This is a genomic window from Streptomyces sp. NPDC087844 (assembly GCF_044742785.1).
Lineage (GTDB): Bacteria > Actinomycetota > Actinomycetes > Streptomycetales > Streptomycetaceae > Streptomyces.
Genome location: NZ_JBIUVD010000017.1, coordinates 195,670 through 212,468 on the forward strand (window position 1 = coordinate 195,670; position 16,799 = coordinate 212,468).

Below are 16,799 nucleotides of genomic sequence, written 5' to 3' on the forward strand. Positions count from 1 at the left end.
AACCCTAACGAGGGAGGGGCTCGGCCCGCGAGAGCGCCCCGTCCCGGGGGGTGGGGGAGGGGCTCAGGTGCTCGTGCTGTCCGTACCGCTTTCCGTGCTGTCCGTACCGCTGTCCGTACCGCTGTCCGTACCGCTGTCCGTACCGCTGTCCGTACCGCTGTCCGTGCCATGCGGTACGCGGCGGAACAGGAGATCGTTCACCACGTGGCCCTTGTCCAGGCCCTGGCCCTCGAAGCGGGTCAGGGGGCGGAAGTCCGGGCGGGGCGCGAAGCCGCCGTCGGGCCGGGTGTTCTCGAAGTCCGGGTGGGCGGAGAGAACTTCCAGCATGACTTCGGCGTACGGTTCCCAGTCCGTCGCGCAGTGCAGCAGCGCGCCGGGGCGCAGGCGGGACGCGGCGAGTGTGAGGAACTCCGGCTGGATCAGGCGCCGCTTGTGGTGGCGCTTCTTGGGCCAGGGGTCCGGGAAGTAGACGCGCAGGCCGGCGAGGGAGTCCGGGGTCAGCATCTCGCGGAGCAGGATGATCGCGTCGCCGTTGGCCACGCGGATGTTGGACAGGCCGGCCCCGTCCGCGAGGTTCAGCAGGTTGCCCTGGCCGGGTGTGTGGACATCCACGGCGAGGATGCCGGTCCCCGGGTCCGCGGCGGCCATCCGGGCGGTCGCCTCGCCCATGCCGAAGCCGATCTCCAGGACGACGGGGATGTCGGCCGCGAAGAGTTCGGCGAGGTCGAGGGTTCGCTGCCCGTCGATGTCCAGGCCCCACTTGGGCCAGAGCCGCTGCAGCGCGTCCGACTGGCCCTGGGTGACGCGGCTGCGGCGGGGCTGGAAGCTGCGGATCCGTCGCTCGAAGTGCGAGCCTGCGGGGTCGGGCTGGGGGCCGTCGGGGAAGCGGGGTTCGCTTTTCGGGCGCGGGCGCGGGTGTGGGCGCGGGGTTCGGGATGCATCAGACACAGTGCGTCGATTTTACGTCCGTTGTGAGGCGGGCCGCGGTGGGGCGGGGTGGGGCCGTGGTGGGTCGGGGCCGTGCCGGTACGTCGAGTCCGCCGCAGCCGGGCATACGGAACTCCGCTGCCGGGGCGGGCGAGGTTCGGAAGGGGTACGCGGCGGACCGCGACGTACCGGCACGGCCCCTCGCGTGCGATCCCGGCTGCCGCTCCCTTGCGCTTGGTATGCCATCAGGTGGCTGCCAGGGCCTTGAGGGCTCTCTGGGCCACCTCTCGGCCGATGGGGAGGGAGGCTGTGGCCGCGGGGGAGGGGGCGTTGAGTACGTGGACCGTGCGGGGGCCCTCCTGGATCAGGAAGTCGTCGACCAGGGTGCCGTCGCGCAGGACCGCCTGGGCGCGGACGCCCGCCGGGGTCGGGATCAGGTCGTCCGAGGTGATGGCCGGGAGCAGGCGGCGGACCGCGCGGGTGAAGGCGGACTTGGAGAGTGAGCGGTGCAGTTCTCCGGTGCCGTAGCGCCAGTGGCGGCGGGCTATGTGCCAGGAGCCGGGCCAGGCGAGGGTCGAGCCCAGTTCGCGGGGGTGGACGGTTCGCCAGTCGTAGCCCTCGCGCGCCAGGGCCGGAACCGCGTTCGGGCCGACGTGGACGCTGCCGTCGATGCCGCGGGTGAGGTGGACCCCGAGGAAGGGGAACGCGGGGTCGGGGACGGGGTAGACGAGACCGCGGACCAGGTCGGGGCGGGCGAGGGTGTAGTACTCGCCGCGGAAGGGGACGATCCGCATGTTCGGTTCGTCGCCTGTGAGGCGGGCGATCTCGTCGCAGTGGAGGCCGGCGCAGTTGACCAGGACGCGGGCGCGGACGATCGTGCCGTCGTCCGTGCGGACGGCCACGCCGAGGTCGGGGCGGCGGTCGATGTACGCGGCCTTCGTGCCGTACCGGATGAGGGCGCCGGAGGCGTCCGCCAGGTGTCGGGCCACGGCGGCGTAGTCGCACACCCCGGTGGTGGTGACGTGGATCGCGGCGAGGCCCCGTACCTCGGGTTCGTACTCCTCGATCTGGGGGGCGCCCAACTCCCGCACCGGAATGCCGTTCTCCCGGCCCCGCTGGACGAGCGCGTGCAGGCGGGGGAGCTCGTCCCGCTCGGTCGCGACGATCAGCTTGCCGGTCACCGCGTGCGCGATGTCGTACTCGGCGCAGAACTTGACCATCTCGGCCGCGCCGCACGCCGCGAACTGTGCCTTCAGGGAGCCCGGGCGGTAGTAGATCCCGCTGTGGATGACTCCGCTGTTGCGTCCCGTCTGGTGCCGGGCCGGGCCGGCTTCCTTCTCCAGCACGGTCACGCGCGTGCCCGGTGCGGCACGCGTGATCGCATACGCCGTGGACAGACCGACGATCCCGCCGCCGATCACCAGCACGTCACAGTCGTAAGCGATCTCCCGCACCATCCGCCCGCCCACCTCCGTTTCCGACTCCGCCACCTCCGATAGTGCACTGCGCCACTGACAACGCCCTCAAACCACGAATCCGGACGAACGGCGAGCGGACATCGCCAAGGGGGCATGACCGGGGTACTGGTGCTGCTACTCGTGCCGGTGCCGGCACCGGGGCCGGTTGGGGCTGGGCGCCCCGGTTTCTGGGGCGCGGGGAACTGCGCGACCAGCCACAGCGCACCCGCGGCCCCAAGACCTCCGCGGCCTCAGGACCTCCGCGGCCCCAAGACCTCCTCAGCCCCGCAGACGCACGGGGAAGCCTTTACTACTAGGCCGGCGCCATGAGCAACGGCCTGGCCCGTTCCCGTAGCTCGACGACCCGCGGCTCGTCCCCGTACGGCTCCAGCCGATGGAGGAGATCCTTCACGTACTCCGTCGTGCGCGCCGAAGAGATGCGCCCGGCGACCTCCACCGCCCGCACCCCCTGCTCGCACGCCGCATCCAGATTGCCCGATTCGAGCTCGGCGACCGCGGAGACCACCAACCGCAGCCCGTGTGAGCGTACGAACTCCTCCGTCGGCTGCGACAGGGCCTGCTCGGTGAAGCGGCGGACCTGGCGCGGAGCCTTCAGATCGCGGTAGCACTCCGCCGCGTCGGCCGCGAAACGGTCGTACGAGTAGAAGCCGAGCCAGGACGGATCCTGGTCGCCGTCCCGGGCGCGCTCCAGCCAGCCCTCGGCCGCCTTCAGGGCGCCGCCGGCCGCGTGGGCGTCACCCGCGCGCGCGTGGGCCCGTGCCTCGACCAGCCGGAAGAAGCTCATCGTGCGGGCCGTGGACAGCCCCCGGTTGCGTTCGAGGGCGGCCTGCGCGAGGTCCACGCCCTCGTCGCCGAAGCCCCGGTAGGTCGCCTGGAGGGACATGGAGGCCAGTACGTAGCCGCCGAGCGGTACGTCCGCCGCCGCGCGGGCCAGCCGAAGGGCCTGGATGTAGTAGCGCTGTGCCGCTTCCTGCTGACCCGTGTCGAAGGCCATCCAGCCGGCGAGCCGGGTGAGTTCGGCGCTCGCTCCGAAGAGGGAGCGGCCGACCTCGTCCGAGTACGAGCCCAGGAGCAGCGGTGCCGCCTCGACCCGTAAGCACTCCGGCACCATGGACGAACGCCAGTCGCCGCCTCCGTATTTGGAGTCCCAGCGCCTGGCGTCCTCGGCGGCCTCCCGCAGCTTCAGCACGTCGCTGTGGCCGACTTTCAGTGGCGCTGCGGAACCTTCCAGCGGGCCGGCGTCCCGTGCCACCGAGGTGTCGGCCGGGGTTATCAGCCACCGGGACGCGGGGGTCGCGTACGCGCTCACCGCGAACGATCCGGCGAGCGACTGCCAGATGCCGCCGGAGCCTGCCCGGCGTCCGGCGAGGTCGAGGCGGTACAGATCCGTCGCCGACCGCACGGCCTGTCCTACGTCGCGGGGGAAGGCGAGGCCCACCTCCGGTGCGGGATCCGCGTCCGCCAGGCCGATCTCATGGAGCGGCACCGGGCGGCCGAGTTTCTGGCCGATGGCAGCCGCGATGAGGTGCGGCGCGGCACCTTGCGGCACCATGCCTTTCGACACCCAGCGCGCCACCGACGTCTTGTCGTAGCGAAGAGTCAACCCGCGTTGAGCGCCAAGATCGTTGACGCGACGCGCGAGTCCTGCGTTGCTGATTCCCGCGAGGGCGAGAACGGTGCCGAGTTTTTCGTTCGGCCCGCGTTGCTCCCTGGACATGCGCCACCCCTCGACACAGACGGCTGCCGCGCGGGTTCAGCCACGCGGCATTCGTGCTGTGTCTTCCCGGGCCGTCAACCCCTGGAACCCCACCCGCACAAGCACGTGGCTGAGCCCTCAGGAATATGCCTCCCGCGAAAACACAGGCAAACACAGGGTAGTTCGCCGCATCCCAAGCGTTAAGGGGCATTGTTCCGGATGGCGGGATTGTGGTCCGCGGGTCAGCACGGAGCGTCGTGTCGTGCTCCCGCTGTGTGGCAGTGCGCCCGTCCGTGCGCTCTTCTCCGGCCACCGGGGTAGCGCTTCGATGGATGGTGCGTGGGTCGGCCCGCTGTACTGGATCCAGTGGGCTGGGGGACACCGCCGCCTACATCCCCGCGGGCGGCGGACCGGTCCGGGAGGTGGAGTCCGCCTCCCGGACTGTGCGTTGCGCACAGCCTGCACGGAGCGTGTGCAAGCCTGTCTGTTCATCCCCGATTTGGCTGAATATCGCCCCTGTCCTCCGGGGTCAAAAACCGCGTCTACCACGGTACTTGAGGGCGCGTTGGATGTTTTTGGGGAGTGTTTCGGGGGCGCATTCAGGTCGTAGCCCGTGAGTCAATTCTTCGCGATCGCCTTTCGTCGTGCGTGAGTTCACCGCCGAGGGGGCATCTCCCAGGGGCGCACTCCGGGGAGCGCGAGCGGCCCCGTCGGCTCTCCGGTGCGCTTTCTTCGTGGCAGCATGGTGACCGGTTCGTGCGGTGCACTGGTTGTCCACAGCCTGTGGAGGCGGCGATGCGATGGTTGGTGGGATGGAGCAGCACCGCCGCTCGTGCGCCTGGGTTCGGTTCGGCGGGCGCGACCGGCGGCGACGGAGAGACGGTGCATCCGGTCGGGTCCCAGCTCCTGTGGGGCGACCCCGATCCGCTCTGGGCGGTCGGTGACTGGCGTCCCGACGAGGTGCGGGTCGTCAAGGCCGACGACCAGAACCGCATGGCGGTGCTCGGTACCTGCGGCGCCTCCGACGAGGAACTGCGCGTGGGCCTGTTCGCCGCGCGCGGCGGGGCGCTCCGGCATCTGACGGCCTGGTCCGGCAGTTACACGGCCGTCGTCCAGGTGGGCCGCCGTGTCATGGTCTGCGGTGATCTGGCAGGCGTCAGGCCGGTGTTCTACACCCCATGGGCCAGCGGTACGGCGTACGCGACCGCCGCCCTGCCGCTCGCCGACCTCATCGAGGCCAACCTCGACTTCGGGCATCTGGCGGCCCTGCTCGCGGCTCCCGACGTACCGGCCGCCCTCCAGGACTCGACCCCCTACGAAGGCGTGCGGCGCATTCCGCCGGGGCACGCGCTGATCCTGCGCACCGGGGCGCGCGAGATCGCCGGGTACGAGCCGGTGGCCTCCCTCGCCGTGGCGGCCCCCATCGCCGACGCCGACAGCGCGGTGGACGGCGTCCGGGACGCCCTGGTGGAGGCCGTACGCACCCGGCTCGCCGCACCCAGGCACGTACCGGGCGCCGACATAGACCCCGGGCCCGTCCCCGGAATGGGGCCCGCCGAGCGGCGCGCCGCACGCGGTATGCCGGTGCCGGGCATCGGGGCCGACCTCTCCGGAGGGCTCGCCTCCGGCACGCTCGCCCTCCTCGCCGCCGGCCTGCCCGGTGCCCCCGGCACCGTCCTCGGACACGGCACGGGCGCCGGTGAACGCCTGCTCGCGGTCACCTTCAACGACATGGTGGTGAAGGGCCGGGAGGCCGAACTGGAAAGGGCCGGCACGCTCGCCGCCAACCCGCGGCTGCACCACGTGGTGGTGGCCGGCGGCGAAGACGTCCTCCCCTACGCCGAGTTGGAGGGCCCGCTCACCGACGAGCCGGGCCCGTCCCTGGTGACGGCCGCCCGCCATCGCGCACGCCTGGCCTCCGGCAGCGCGGACCACTTCACCGGGTACGGCGCCAGACAGGTCCTGGACGCCCACCCGGCCCGCCTCGCCGACCTGCTCATGGACCGCAAACGACGCCACCTGGTGCGTCCGGTCGCGGCACTGACGAAGGCCGACGGTTCCGTCCTGGTCCCCGCGCGCATGTACGGCGCGGCCCGCAAACTGTCGCGTACGCCCTACCTGGTGGGCATAGAGGGTCTGGCCGACCGGCTGCTGCACAAGCGGTTCGAGGAGCCGGAGGGCGCGGTGGGAGCGTCCCTCGCCGCGCTCACCTGGGCCAGGCCGGGCCCCGCCGCGCGTTGGCTGACCGGCGAGGCCCTCGCTGAAGTATCGGTTCGCCTGACGGGTGCGACGACCCGCGCGAGCGTCGGGCCCGGTCAGCGGCCGGGCGATTTCCGGGCCCGCTCGGCGCTCACCCGGCACGCCGCGGACCTCCGGATCCTGGAGCAGGCCGCCGAGGTCCGCTTCCAGCGCCTGCACGCCCCCTTCCTCGACAACCAGGTCGTACGCGCCTGTCGCGCCCTTCCCGAGGCGCTGCGCGTCCAGCCCGGGGCACGGGCCGCGATCCTCCGTACGGTCCTGGAGGGCGCCGGGGTGACCGACCTGCCGTCCGGCTGGGGCGCACCCTCCCACGCGTCCTCGACCGCCGCCGCGCGCACCGGGCTGCGGGTCGCCGTGGACGAACTGGTGGCCCTCTTCGACACGCCTCTCCTGGCCCAGGCGGGCCTGGTCGAGGCGCGCGTCGTCCGCAAGGCCCTCCGGGCGGCGGCCGACGGCGAGCCCCTCCCGCTGGAAGGCCTCGCGGACCTGGTCTCCCTGGAACTGTGGCTCCGCCGCCTCCTGGACCGCCGAGGCACGTGCTGGACGGGCACACCGGCCCGCCAGCGCGCGGTGCCTGAGGGGATCCGGCCGCAGCGGGGGGCGTTGGGTGCCGGTGCGGGGAGGTAGACGGGGCTTCCGCCCCTGCCTCGGGGGCGCTGCCCCCGAACCCCCGTTGTCCTCGGACGCCGGACGGGCTGTCTCTCCTAGCCCGTCCGGCGTGTGAGGACGAGCGCGCAGCGCGATGAGGGGGGCGAGGGGGCGCAGCCCCCATGCAGTGACGGGGAGGGTAGGGGCGGCGGGCGGCGAGGCGGCCATGGCGCGCAGTCGGTTCGGAGAGGCCAAGGGGGAGTTCGAGGAGGCGCTGCGGCTCGCCCATGAGGTGCGGGCGTACGCGGAGAAGCCGCTTCTCATCGCACGGCTCGGCGAGATCGCCTACCGCGAGTTTGACCGGGTGGCGGCTCTCCGTGCCCTGGACGAGGCGTCGGCAGCGGCGGACCGTTACGCGGTGCCGGACTCACGGGCGTTCGTCCTCCTCGTACGGGCGCGGATGGCCGTCGACGACCGGGAGTTCGACCGGGCACGCGAACTCTGGGAGGCGGCCCGACAGGAGGCGACCCGGGGCACCCCGCCGCCCCAGTTCCTCGCCGCGCTGAACGGCGTCGACGGGCTTCTCACCGCGGTCGAGTCGGGTCCCGGCCAGGGGCTGCTCCGGCTGGCCGACGCCCTGCGGGGGGCCGTGGCGTGGAGATGCGCGGAGGTGGTCCTCGCCACCCTGGCCGAGCAGGCGGCGGGAGTGCTGTCCGGCATCGGCGAGCACGCGCGCGTGGTCCGCGTTCTCACGGCCGCCTCCCACTGGCGGGAAGGTCACCCGCGCCCGCTGCCCCAGCGGGGGCAGCTCGAACGCGTCGAGGCGACGGCTCTGGCCGAACTCGGCCGTCGGGCCTACGACACCGAGCGCGCCACCGGTGCCGCGCTCACCCGGGACGACGTCCTGAAGGAACTGACCGAGGCGTCACCGACACCGGAAGCGTGAGTCGGCCCAGTCCGCCAGAGCCGCCGCGCCGAGACCGGAGCGCGGTTCGACGACCAGGCGGATCGTTTTCCTGCCCGTCAGATCGACGTGCACGGGCACCGCGCTCCGGCCTCCCCGGACCAGCTCCGACTGCCACCTCCGCACACCGTCCGCGAACACGGAGAACCGCACCTGACCGAGGCCCGTCGTCAGGTCGTCCACGCCCACCATCGCGTCGTACGAGGAACACGCGCGGTTGAGATCGATGGTGACCGACGAGGCGCCGTGCACGGAGACACCGTTCGTGTACCGCTTGCCGGCGATGGACATGCCGTACCGCTGCCAGACCCAGCTGCTCTCGCCGAGCCGCATCTCGGGCTCGGTGCCGTCCCCGGTGACGCCGTACTCCAGCTCGTTCCACTGGAAGTCCTCGGGAGCCGGTGGCGGCGGAGGGGGAGCGGGAGCGGGAGCGGGGGGCGGCGTGGGCTTCGGTGTGGGTGCCGCGGTGGGTGTCGGCCTCGGCTTCGGGGTGGGCTCGGGCGCGGGCGTACGGGTCGGTGCCGAGGCCGGCCCCGGTTTCGGCGCCGCCGCGGCCACCACGGGTTCGTTCCCGGCGCTCGGCGGCGGCGGTTTCGAGGACGGAGACGGCGACTGAGACGGTGACGGTGACGGTGAGGGCACGTTCGGTTCGACGACCGGGTCGGGCGGGCGCGGCCCGGCCTCGTCCTTCTTCACCGCCGTGTCGTCGCCCGCGAGCGCGAACACCACCGCGGCGACGGCCGCCGCGACGACCCCCGCGACGATCCCGGCCTTCGCGGGCGTGCCGAGCCCCTCCGCCGCCGCCCCGCCGGCGCCACCCGAGCCGCCACCGGCCGCGGACGCGGCTCCCGCGGCCCCGGCCGCACCGACCCCGGTCCCACCTGCGACGAGGGCAGCCGCCTTCGCGTACCCGGCGGCGCCGAACCAGCCGATGACGGCGACCGGTACGACCGCGGGAATGCCGCTCGCGACATCCTTGATCTGGCCGGCGGCGAGCCGGCACTTGGCGCACTCCTCCAGGTGTTTGCGCAGCCCGCGCTCGGCGCGCGTGCGCAGCCCGCCACGCGCGTACGCGCCGAGCCGGTCGGCGTAGCGCGCGCACTCCTCGTCCGCGGTGAGCGTGGCACTCACATGGGCCTGCAGATAGGCCTGCTTGAGGCCTTCACGGGCCCGGCTGGCCAGTACACGTGTGCCGTTGGCGTCCAGCCCGAAGAGCGTGGCGACCTCGCTGGGCGACTCGTCCTCGACCTCGGTGTGCCACAGCACGGCCTGCCAGCGCTCCGGCAGCGACCGGAACGCCTGCATGGCCATGGACTGCTCGGCCTCGTGCATGGCCTGTACGTCGGCTCCCAGTTCGTGCCCCGCTCCGAAGGAACCGGCGGGCGCGGTGTCGTCCGACATCTCGGAGCCGCGCGCGGCCTGGGCCGCGAACACGGCGAAGTCGTCGACCAGGTGCTCGCGCCGCGCCGATTTCGTCCAGCCCGCCGCGACGCGCCGTACGGTCGTCAGCAGATAGGCGCGTACGGAGTGCTCGGGCCCGCTGCCGCCGCGGACGGCCTGGAGCATGCGGGCGAAGACCTCGGCGGTGAGGTCGTCCGCCGTGTGGGCGTCGCGACAGCAGGTACGCGCGTACCTGCGGACGGCGTCCGCGTGCCGCCGGTACAGCTCCTCGTAGGCAGTGTCGTCGCCCGAGCGCATCCAGTCGATCAACTCGGCGTCCGCAGGCGGCGGTTCGACCATCTGGGCAGGAGGCGGCAACACTCCGCCGTCACCCTGATCACGCCACTCACGCCGCTCGCGCTGCGGCGGAACAACGGCTTCCGGTACGGCGCTCCTGAGCGGCTCGTCCTGATCGTCAACGCTCATCGCGGAAAGCCCCCGCCTGCACACTCGGACCCGGACACCGGGAAAGAGTGCCACAAGCACCCACCGCTGTTACCCACAGGAACGCAGTAACCACTCATCCGTATGGATCACCCGAACGGGGCTTGACGAACACACAAAACCCACTCGGCACCCCCGCCAGGGGCGCGGGGAACGACGCGCTCCACCCCCACGCCCCCCGCACCCCGTCAGGGGCGCGGGGACGGGCAACCGCGCACCAAAGGCCAAGCGCTACGCGGCTACCCGGCTACGCGGGACGAGACCGAAGCCCCTCCAGCAGAATGTCCAACAGCCGCGCGGACGCCGCAGCCTGCTGCGCGGCATCCGGCAGCGACGGCGCCGCCGTGGCTATCACCAGCAGTACGTCCGACACCGTCACATCCGCCCGCAGCTCACCCGCACCGCGCGCCCGGTCCACAAGCCGTCCCACGACCTCAAGCAGCTGGGCCGCCCCGGCGTCGTCCTCGTCCGGCTCCCCCGGAGAAGCCGACCGCTGCTCCACGAGCCGCAGATCGGGCCCGCCGGGCTGGGACCGCTGCTGCGGCACCCGCGCCCCGTCGCGCACCGACGCTCCGTCGAGCACCGAGGTCCCGTCGAGGACCGAACCGTCCTCGCCGACCCCCACCCGCAGCACCTGCGGCGGCAGCAGCCGCCCGGCGCCCGAGGCCACCGACGTCCGCAGGAAGCGCGAGAGCGCCGACCACGGCTCGTCCTCCTGTCCGAGCGCGGAGCGCGCCTGATCGGTCAGCCGGGAGGTCTCCTCCTCGGCGATGCGCCGGACCAGGACGTCCTTGCTCGGGAAGCGCCGGTACACCGTGCCGACACCGACCCGCGCACGCCGTGCCACGTCCTCCATGGGAGCGCCGTACCCCAGCTCCCCGAAGACCTCACGTGCCGCACGCAGTACGTGCTCCAGATTGCGCTGTGCGTCCACCCGCAGTGGCGTGGTGCGCGATACATCCGCCGCGCGTCCGTTCCCCGCCGCCGCCCCGGTCGCGCCGCCCGTTGGAAGGGCGGACGCAGAGGTCCAATGAGTGTCCTGAATATGCATGTGTGTTCCCCCGGTAATGACGTCTCCCCCCGGAGACTCTCCCCGCCATCGACAGACCGGAGTCAGCGGAACAACCTTCGCCGTAGGACCCCGCCGTACGGACCCGTCGAGCGCATCCCCCTACACCCCGATGACACACGAACATAGTTGAGGCGGAGTCAATTCAGAAGGGGGAGGTTCCGCACGGAGCGCCCCCCGATCGGAGTACGGGCCGCTTACGTCCCGGTTGCGCCCCCTAATGCCACCCGGCTCACACCTGCTGACCTGCGAAACTTCCGCGCGCTCCGGCGAATCGAGCCGCTCCGCGCGTCTTCGGCGGCCGGTCACACAAATTGACGGGCCTGTGGACAAACGCCCGTGGCCGGTGCGTCATGGGTGAGTGAAGGAACGTGCGCGCATTCTCGTTGTCGGCGGCGGCTACGTCGGGATGTACACCGCCCTGCGTCTCCAGCAGAAGCTCAAACAGGAGCTGAAACGGGGAGACGCGGAGATCACCGTGATCACCCCCGACCCGTACATGACCTACCAACCCTTCCTGCCCGAGGCGGCCGCGGGCTCCATCTCGCCTCGCCACGTCGTCGTACCCCTGCGCCGCGTCCTCGACCGCTGCCGCGTCGTCATCGGAGAGGCCACGTCGATCGACCACGCCAAGCGCACCGCGACCGTCGCGACCCTCGCCACCGAGGAGGAGGGCACGGGTCCCGACCAGCTCTCGTACGACGAACTGGTGCTGGCCCCCGGCTCCGTGTCGCGCACCCTTCCGATCCCCGGTCTCGCCGAGTTCGCCATCGGCTTCAAGACCGTCGAAGAGGCCATCGGTCTGCGCAACCACGTCATCGAGCAGATGGACATCGCCTCCTCCACCCGCGACCCCGCGATCCGCGACGCCGCCCTGACCTTCGTCTTCGTAGGGGGCGGCTACGCCGGAGTGGAGGCGCTCGGCGAGCTGGAGGACATGGCCCGCTACGCCTCCCGGTACTACCACAACGTCAAGGCCGACGACATGAAGTGGATCCTCGTCGAGGCCTCGGACCGCGTCCTCCCCGAGGTCGGCGCGGAGATGGGCAAGTACACCGTCACCCAGCTGCGCCGCCGCAACATCGACGTACGGCTTCGGACCCGCCTCGACTCGTGCACCGACCGCGTCGCCGTCCTCAGCGATGGGGCCCGCTTCCCGACCCGTACGGTCGTGTGGACCGCGGGCGTGAAACCCCACCCGATCCTCGCGGCCACCGACCTGCCGCTGAACGAACGCGGCCGGCTGCGGTGCACCGCCCAGCTGACCGTGGACGGCACCACGCACGCGTGGGCCGCGGGCGACGCCGCCGCCGTGCCCGACGTGACCGCGTCCGAGCCCGGCACGGAGACGGCTCCCAACGCCCAGCACGCGGTCCGTCAGGCCAAGGTCCTCGCCGACAACATCGCCCGCTCCCTGCGCGGCGAGTCGCTGGAGACGTACTCCCACACGTACGTGGGATCGGTCGCCTCCCTGGGGCTGCACAAGGGTGTCGCACACGTCTACGGGCGCAAGCTGAAGGGATACCCTGCCTGGTTCATGCACCGCGTCTACCACCTGAGCCGGGTGCCCACCTTCAACCGAAAAGCCCGCGTGCTCGCCGAATGGACCCTGTCGGGCCTCTTCAAGAGAGAGATCGTTTCTCTCGGTTCGCTCGAACACCCCCGCGCGGAGTTCGAACTCGCGGCCGGTGGAAAGCCTCCCCAGGACCACCCGAAGGGGTCGTCCTGACCGGAGTCAGGAACTCCGCCCGCGGGACCGGCGTCTGACGAATGTCGGTCCCGTCGGACACACTGGTCCATCACGACCATGGGCGGGCCGACCGCTCGCCCTTCGATCCCCCACGAGGCCTGTCCCACAGTGAACTTCACGCGCTGGAGCGCTCGGCTCCCCGGAACGCAGCGTCGCGCGGCGGCGCGGGCCGACGGACTGCCCACGGCACTCCCCTCGGAGAGCTCCGTGCCCGCGGCGCGCGCCGAGCGGCCGACCGCCGAGGGCACCTCGGTCGCGCTCGCCCCCGCCGTGGACGAGCTGCCGGTCCGCGAGGTCCTGGACCGCATCCCGGCCCTCGTCGCGCTCGTCCACGGACCGGAGCACCGCCTCGCGTACGTGAACGACGCCTATGTGACGGCCTTCGGAGTCCGCCCGCCCGGCGAACCCGCGCGCGAGGCGCTGCCCGAGCTGGCCGAGATCGGCCTCCTGCCGCTCCTGGACCAGGTCCTGCGCAGCTCCAAGCCGCGTACGGTCAAGTCCCGCAAGGTCCCCGGCGGCCGTTCGTACACGTTCACGTGCACGCCCGTCGAGGTCTCGGCCACCCCGGAAGGGGGTGGCGTACTGATCTTCGCCGCGGACGTCACCGACCACGCCGAGGCCGCCGAGCGGCTGCGGGCCAGCGAGCGCCGGCAGCGCGAGACCGCCGTCACGCTCCAGCGCTCCCTGCTCCCGCAGGAACTGGAAGAGCCGGACGACCTGCGCGTCGCCGCGACCTACCACCCCGGCGGCACGGAGGCCGCGGTCGGCGGCGACTGGTACGACGTGATCACCCTCGGCGGCGGCCGCACGGCCCTCGTCATCGGCGACGTGATGGGCCGCGGGATCCGCGCGGCGGCCGTCATGGGCCAGCTCCGCACGGCGGTCCGCGCGTACGCACGCCTGGACCTGCCCCCGCACGAGGTCCTCCAGCTCCTCGACGGCCTCGCCATGGAGATCGACGCCAACCAGATCGCCACGTGCGTGTACGCGGTCCACGACCCGAACGAGGGACGGCTGGTGTACGCCTCCGCCGGCCACCTCCCGATCCTCGTCCGCGACGAGAGCGGCACCGTCCACCGCGCCGACGAGCCCACCGGCCCCCCGCTCGGCACGGGCGGCTGGATGCACGCCTCCGGCTCGGTGCCACTGGGCCCCGGCTCCACCGCGGTCCTCTACACCGACGGCCTGGTCGAGCGCCGGGACGCGGATCTCGACGAGGGAATCGCCTCCCTGGAGGGCGCACTCGCCGGCGCCACGGGCACACCGCAAGTGGTCTGCGACCGGCTGGTCCGCTCGATGGGCGTGACAGCCGAACACGACGACGACGTGGCCGTCCTGGTCCTCCAGCACCCGGCGCGTACGGGTCCCGACAGCGACCTCTTCCGCAACGCGGCCCTGGAGCTGCTCGGCGGCACGGAAGCGGCCCCACGCGCGCGTGCGTTCGCCTCCGGCGTCCTCACCAGCTGGCGCTTCGCACCCGACCTGCACGACCTCGGGGTACTCGCCGCCAGCGAACTCGTCGCCAACTCCCTCCAGCACGGCACCCCGCCGATGCGCCTGCGACTGCGCCGCACCGACCGCCGGCTGATCGTGGAGGTCACCGACGGCGACGACCACCTGCCGCGCCGCCGCCGCGCCGAAGCGGCCGACGAGTCCGGCCGCGGCATCGCGATCATCGCCACGATCGCCTCGAACTGGGGCTCCCGGCGCGCCCCGGGCGGTGGCAAGGCGGTGTGGTGCGAGTTCGCACTCCCACGCCCCACCTGACCCGGCAGCCGCACGTGCCCCGTCAGCCCCGTCAGGCCGCGGTCTGCACCGACTCCGCGGAAGCTCCGCCCCGCACCACGACCCGGCTCTTCGCGAGCGAGGGCTGGTTCTGCACAGGAGTGAGCTGCCGCCCCAGCCGCACCGCCAGGACCGTGATCCCCAGCGAGAACAGCAAGAACGTCACGATGTACGGAGCGTGCAGCGAGGCACCCATCGGGCCGCCCACTGCCGGGCCCACCGCGAGGGCCAGCTGCTTCACCAGGGCGAAGGCCGAGTTGTACTGGCCGGCCAGCCCGCTCGGCGCCAGGTCCGCGACCAGCGGAGCCACGGTCGGGGACAGCATCGCCTCCCCGAGCCCGAACAGCGCGTACGTCGACACGAACGCGGCCGTCGCCATGGCCTGACTGCCGTGTCCGAGCCCCGCGTACCCGGCGACGACCCAGGCGAGGGCCCAGATCAGCCCCACCGCGGCGATCACCCGGGACCGCTTGCGCCGCTCGATGAACTTCAGCACGGCGAACTGCGCGACGACGATCACCGCCGTGTTCGCGGCGAGAGCCGTCCCGAGCGCGGAGGTCGAGATACCGGCCGCCTCGACGCCGTACGCGCTCAGCCCCGACTCGAACTGTCCGTAGCAGGCGAAGAAGAGCACGAAACCCACCACGCACAGCTGCACCATGGCCCTGTTGCCGAGCAGCTGCTTCCAGCTCCCCCTGGCCTGCCCCGGCGCACCCGCGACCTTGGGCACCCGCGGCATCCGTACGGTCGCCATGACCACCACGAGCAGCAGGAACATCGCCGCCTCGATCGCGAACAACACAGTGAACGAGCTCGCCCGCGAGGCGTCGACGAGGTGACCGCCGATGAGCCCGCCGACCCCGAGGCCGAGATTCTGCAGGAAGAACTGGGTGGCGAAGGCGCGCGAGCGGGTCTCGGCGGTCGAGCAGTCGACGATCATCGTCGCCAGCGCGGGCTGCATCACGGCCTGCCCGGCACCGAGCGCGGCCGCGGACATCAGTACGGCGGTGGAACTGCTCGCCAGCCCCAGGCTCAGCGAGCCGACGGCAGCGGTGACCAGGGCGAGGAGCAGCACGGGCATCGGCCCCCGCCGGACGATGGCCCGCCCGGCGAACGGCAGCACCACGAGCGCGGCCACGGCGAAGACGGCGAGCACAAGACCCGCCGTCATGACACCGAGATCCCGTACCTGCGCCACATAGACGTACAGATACGGGACGGTAAAGCCGAGGCCGAACGCACTGAGTGCGTTGCCCACATGGATCCGGCGCATCTCCGCGCCCATCGCCCTGGTCACTTTCACCTGCCCTGATCAAGAAGTCCTACGTCTCCCTCATAAGTTAGGAGTGAAGACTTCGAAGCTAAAGTTAGAGGCTAAACAATACACTCCGAAGGACTTCAATGCCAAGCGGGCGCGTGCCATACTGCGGCTATGGGTGACCCCGCCGCGAACGAGCCGACGCTGGACGAGCAGATCGCCGCCTACCAGCGCGAGTTCCAGGATCTCGACCCCCAGGTCGAGAAGATCGTCTCGGCGCTCGGCCGCCTCAACCGCCGTATGAACGTCGCGTACGGCCGCCAGACCTCCGCCCTCGGCATCAGCAACGCCGAGTGGGAGGTCCTCAAGGCACTCGTCCTGTCGGGAGCGCCCTACTGCCTGGGTCCCAGCGACCTGGCGAAGAGGCTCGGCCTCACTCCGGCGGCCATGACCCACCGGATCGACCGGATGGTGGCGGAAGGGCTCGTCACCCGGGAGCGCGACGAGTCCAACCGGGTCCGCGTGATCGTGGAACTCACGAACGAGGGCCGTGACAAGTGGCTTGAGGCCATGCGCCTCGCGACCGTCTTCGAGGAGGACCTGCTCCAGGACCTTTCCCAGACGGAGCGCGGTGCCCTGGAAGACGTGCTGACCCGGCTGCTGCGACGCGTGGAGGACGCACAACCGGACGCCGGCGGCCGGCTCACCGACCTCGACTGAGGCCCGGACAGGCCGAGTTGGGGTTTGCCGGACGGCCACCCGGGGGAGACTTGACACTCCCCTCGCGGATCCGTAAGGTTCTTCGAGTTGCCACGGAGCCGTAACGGTTCTGCGACAACACCTCCGCCGCGGATGCGGCACACCAAACCATCAGCTGATCTCCCAACGGGATTGAATTCGGCGTGCCCGAATAAATTTCGATTTGGGGTCGGCGGCTCCGATTAGGAACTGCCGACAGGATCCGCTAAAGTTTTGGACGTCGGAACGGCCCAACAGCCGGGAAGACAACCCCACTTCGACTGGGAATCGGGCCTGAAAGGGTCTGGTAGAGTCGGACTCGCCGGAAAGGGAAACGCGAAAGCGAAAACCTGGAAAGCACCGAGGAAATCGGAACCGGAAACGGTCTGATAGAGTCGGAAAC

11 protein-coding genes are annotated in these 16,799 nt (G+C 71.7%); 5 read left to right on the plus strand and 6 right to left on the minus strand.

Annotation, left to right across the window (positions count from 1 at the left end; genetic code table 11):
• Positions 1 to 63: 63 nt before the first annotated feature.
• The 3 genes from trmB to ACIOKD_RS29465 form a co-directional block, all read right to left on the minus strand.
• A complete protein-coding gene (trmB, locus tag ACIOKD_RS29455; protein WP_402089973.1) occupies positions 64 to 948 on the minus strand; it encodes a tRNA (guanosine(46)-N7)-methyltransferase TrmB in 885 nt (294 codons plus the stop codon).
• A gap of 224 nt (positions 949 to 1,172) precedes the next feature.
• The gene (lhgO, locus tag ACIOKD_RS29460) at positions 1,173 to 2,384 is read right to left on the minus strand and encodes an L-2-hydroxyglutarate oxidase (RefSeq protein WP_402090014.1); all 1,212 of its coding nucleotides are present in this window, start codon (positions 2,382 to 2,384) and stop codon (positions 1,173 to 1,175) included.
• 313 nt (positions 2,385 to 2,697) lie between these two features.
• Positions 2,698 to 4,122 (minus strand): MFS transporter, encoded by a 1,425-nt coding sequence (locus ACIOKD_RS29465; RefSeq protein WP_402089975.1) that lies wholly within the window; start codon positions 4,120 to 4,122, stop codon positions 2,698 to 2,700.
• A 774-nt stretch (positions 4,123 to 4,896) separates the two neighbouring features.
• Between ACIOKD_RS29465 and ACIOKD_RS29470 the strand changes: the two genes are divergently transcribed.
• Positions 4,897 to 6,987 (plus strand): asparagine synthase-related protein, encoded by a 2,091-nt coding sequence (locus ACIOKD_RS29470; protein WP_402089977.1) that lies wholly within the window; start codon positions 4,897 to 4,899, stop codon positions 6,985 to 6,987.
• Between the two features lie 148 nt (positions 6,988 to 7,135).
• Complete coding sequence (locus tag ACIOKD_RS29475) at positions 7,136 to 7,894, plus strand: hypothetical protein (protein WP_402089979.1); 759 nt, start codon at positions 7,136 to 7,138, stop codon at positions 7,892 to 7,894.
• On the opposite strand, the gene ACIOKD_RS29480 is transcribed toward ACIOKD_RS29475, so the two are convergent.
• On the minus strand, positions 7,874 to 9,778 hold the full coding sequence (locus ACIOKD_RS29480) for a sigma-70 family RNA polymerase sigma factor (RefSeq protein WP_402089981.1): 1,905 nt from the start codon (positions 9,776 to 9,778) through the stop codon (positions 7,874 to 7,876). The two genes, ACIOKD_RS29475 and ACIOKD_RS29480, sit on opposite strands and share 21 nt — an antisense overlap.
• Positions 9,779 to 10,043: 265 nt before the next feature.
• The gene (locus ACIOKD_RS29485) at positions 10,044 to 10,847 is read right to left on the minus strand and encodes a TetR/AcrR family transcriptional regulator (RefSeq protein WP_402089983.1); all 804 of its coding nucleotides are present in this window, start codon (positions 10,845 to 10,847) and stop codon (positions 10,044 to 10,046) included.
• Positions 10,848 to 11,226: 379 nt separating this feature from the next.
• Between ACIOKD_RS29485 and ACIOKD_RS29490 the strand changes: the two genes are divergently transcribed.
• Both ACIOKD_RS29490 and ACIOKD_RS29495 read left to right on the plus strand, forming a co-directional pair.
• Complete coding sequence (locus ACIOKD_RS29490) at positions 11,227 to 12,594, plus strand: NAD(P)/FAD-dependent oxidoreductase (RefSeq protein ID WP_402089985.1); 1,368 nt, start codon at positions 11,227 to 11,229, stop codon at positions 12,592 to 12,594.
• Between the two features lie 129 nt (positions 12,595 to 12,723).
• Positions 12,724 to 14,382, plus strand: a complete 1,659-nt coding sequence (locus ACIOKD_RS29495) for a SpoIIE family protein phosphatase (RefSeq protein ID WP_402089987.1) — start codon at positions 12,724 to 12,726, stop codon at positions 14,380 to 14,382.
• Positions 14,383 to 14,413: 31 nt separating this feature from the next.
• Here ACIOKD_RS29495 and ACIOKD_RS29500 read toward each other — a convergent pair whose 3' ends face one another.
• Positions 14,414 to 15,685, minus strand: coding sequence for an MFS transporter (locus ACIOKD_RS29500; protein WP_402090016.1), 1,272 nt, complete (start codon positions 15,683 to 15,685; stop codon positions 14,414 to 14,416).
• A gap of 147 nt (positions 15,686 to 15,832) precedes the next feature.
• On the opposite strand from ACIOKD_RS29500, the gene ACIOKD_RS29505 reads away from it, so the two are divergent.
• Positions 15,833 to 16,378, plus strand: coding sequence for a MarR family winged helix-turn-helix transcriptional regulator (locus tag ACIOKD_RS29505; protein WP_402089989.1), 546 nt, complete (start codon positions 15,833 to 15,835; stop codon positions 16,376 to 16,378).
• Positions 16,379 to 16,799: the final 421 nt, after the last annotated feature.

Coding starts and splice junctions, on each gene's coding strand:
- ACIOKD_RS29500 (WP_402090016.1), bottom strand. CDS start 15,685: ATGGGCGCGGAGATGCGCCGGATCCATGTGGGCAACGCACTCAGTGCG.
- ACIOKD_RS29505 (WP_402089989.1), top strand. CDS start 15,833: ATGGGTGACCCCGCCGCGAACGAGCCGACGCTGGACGAGCAGATCGCC.
- ACIOKD_RS29485 (WP_402089983.1), bottom strand. CDS start 10,847: ATGCATATTCAGGACACTCATTGGACCTCTGCGTCCGCCCTTCCAACG.
- ACIOKD_RS29480 (WP_402089981.1), bottom strand. CDS start 9,778: ATGAGCGTTGACGATCAGGACGAGCCGCTCAGGAGCGCCGTACCGGAA.
- ACIOKD_RS29470 (WP_402089977.1), top strand. CDS start 4,897: ATGCGATGGTTGGTGGGATGGAGCAGCACCGCCGCTCGTGCGCCTGGG.
- lhgO (WP_402090014.1), bottom strand. CDS start 2,384: ATGGTGCGGGAGATCGCTTACGACTGTGACGTGCTGGTGATCGGCGGC.
- ACIOKD_RS29465 (WP_402089975.1), bottom strand. CDS start 4,122: ATGTCCAGGGAGCAACGCGGGCCGAACGAAAAACTCGGCACCGTTCTC.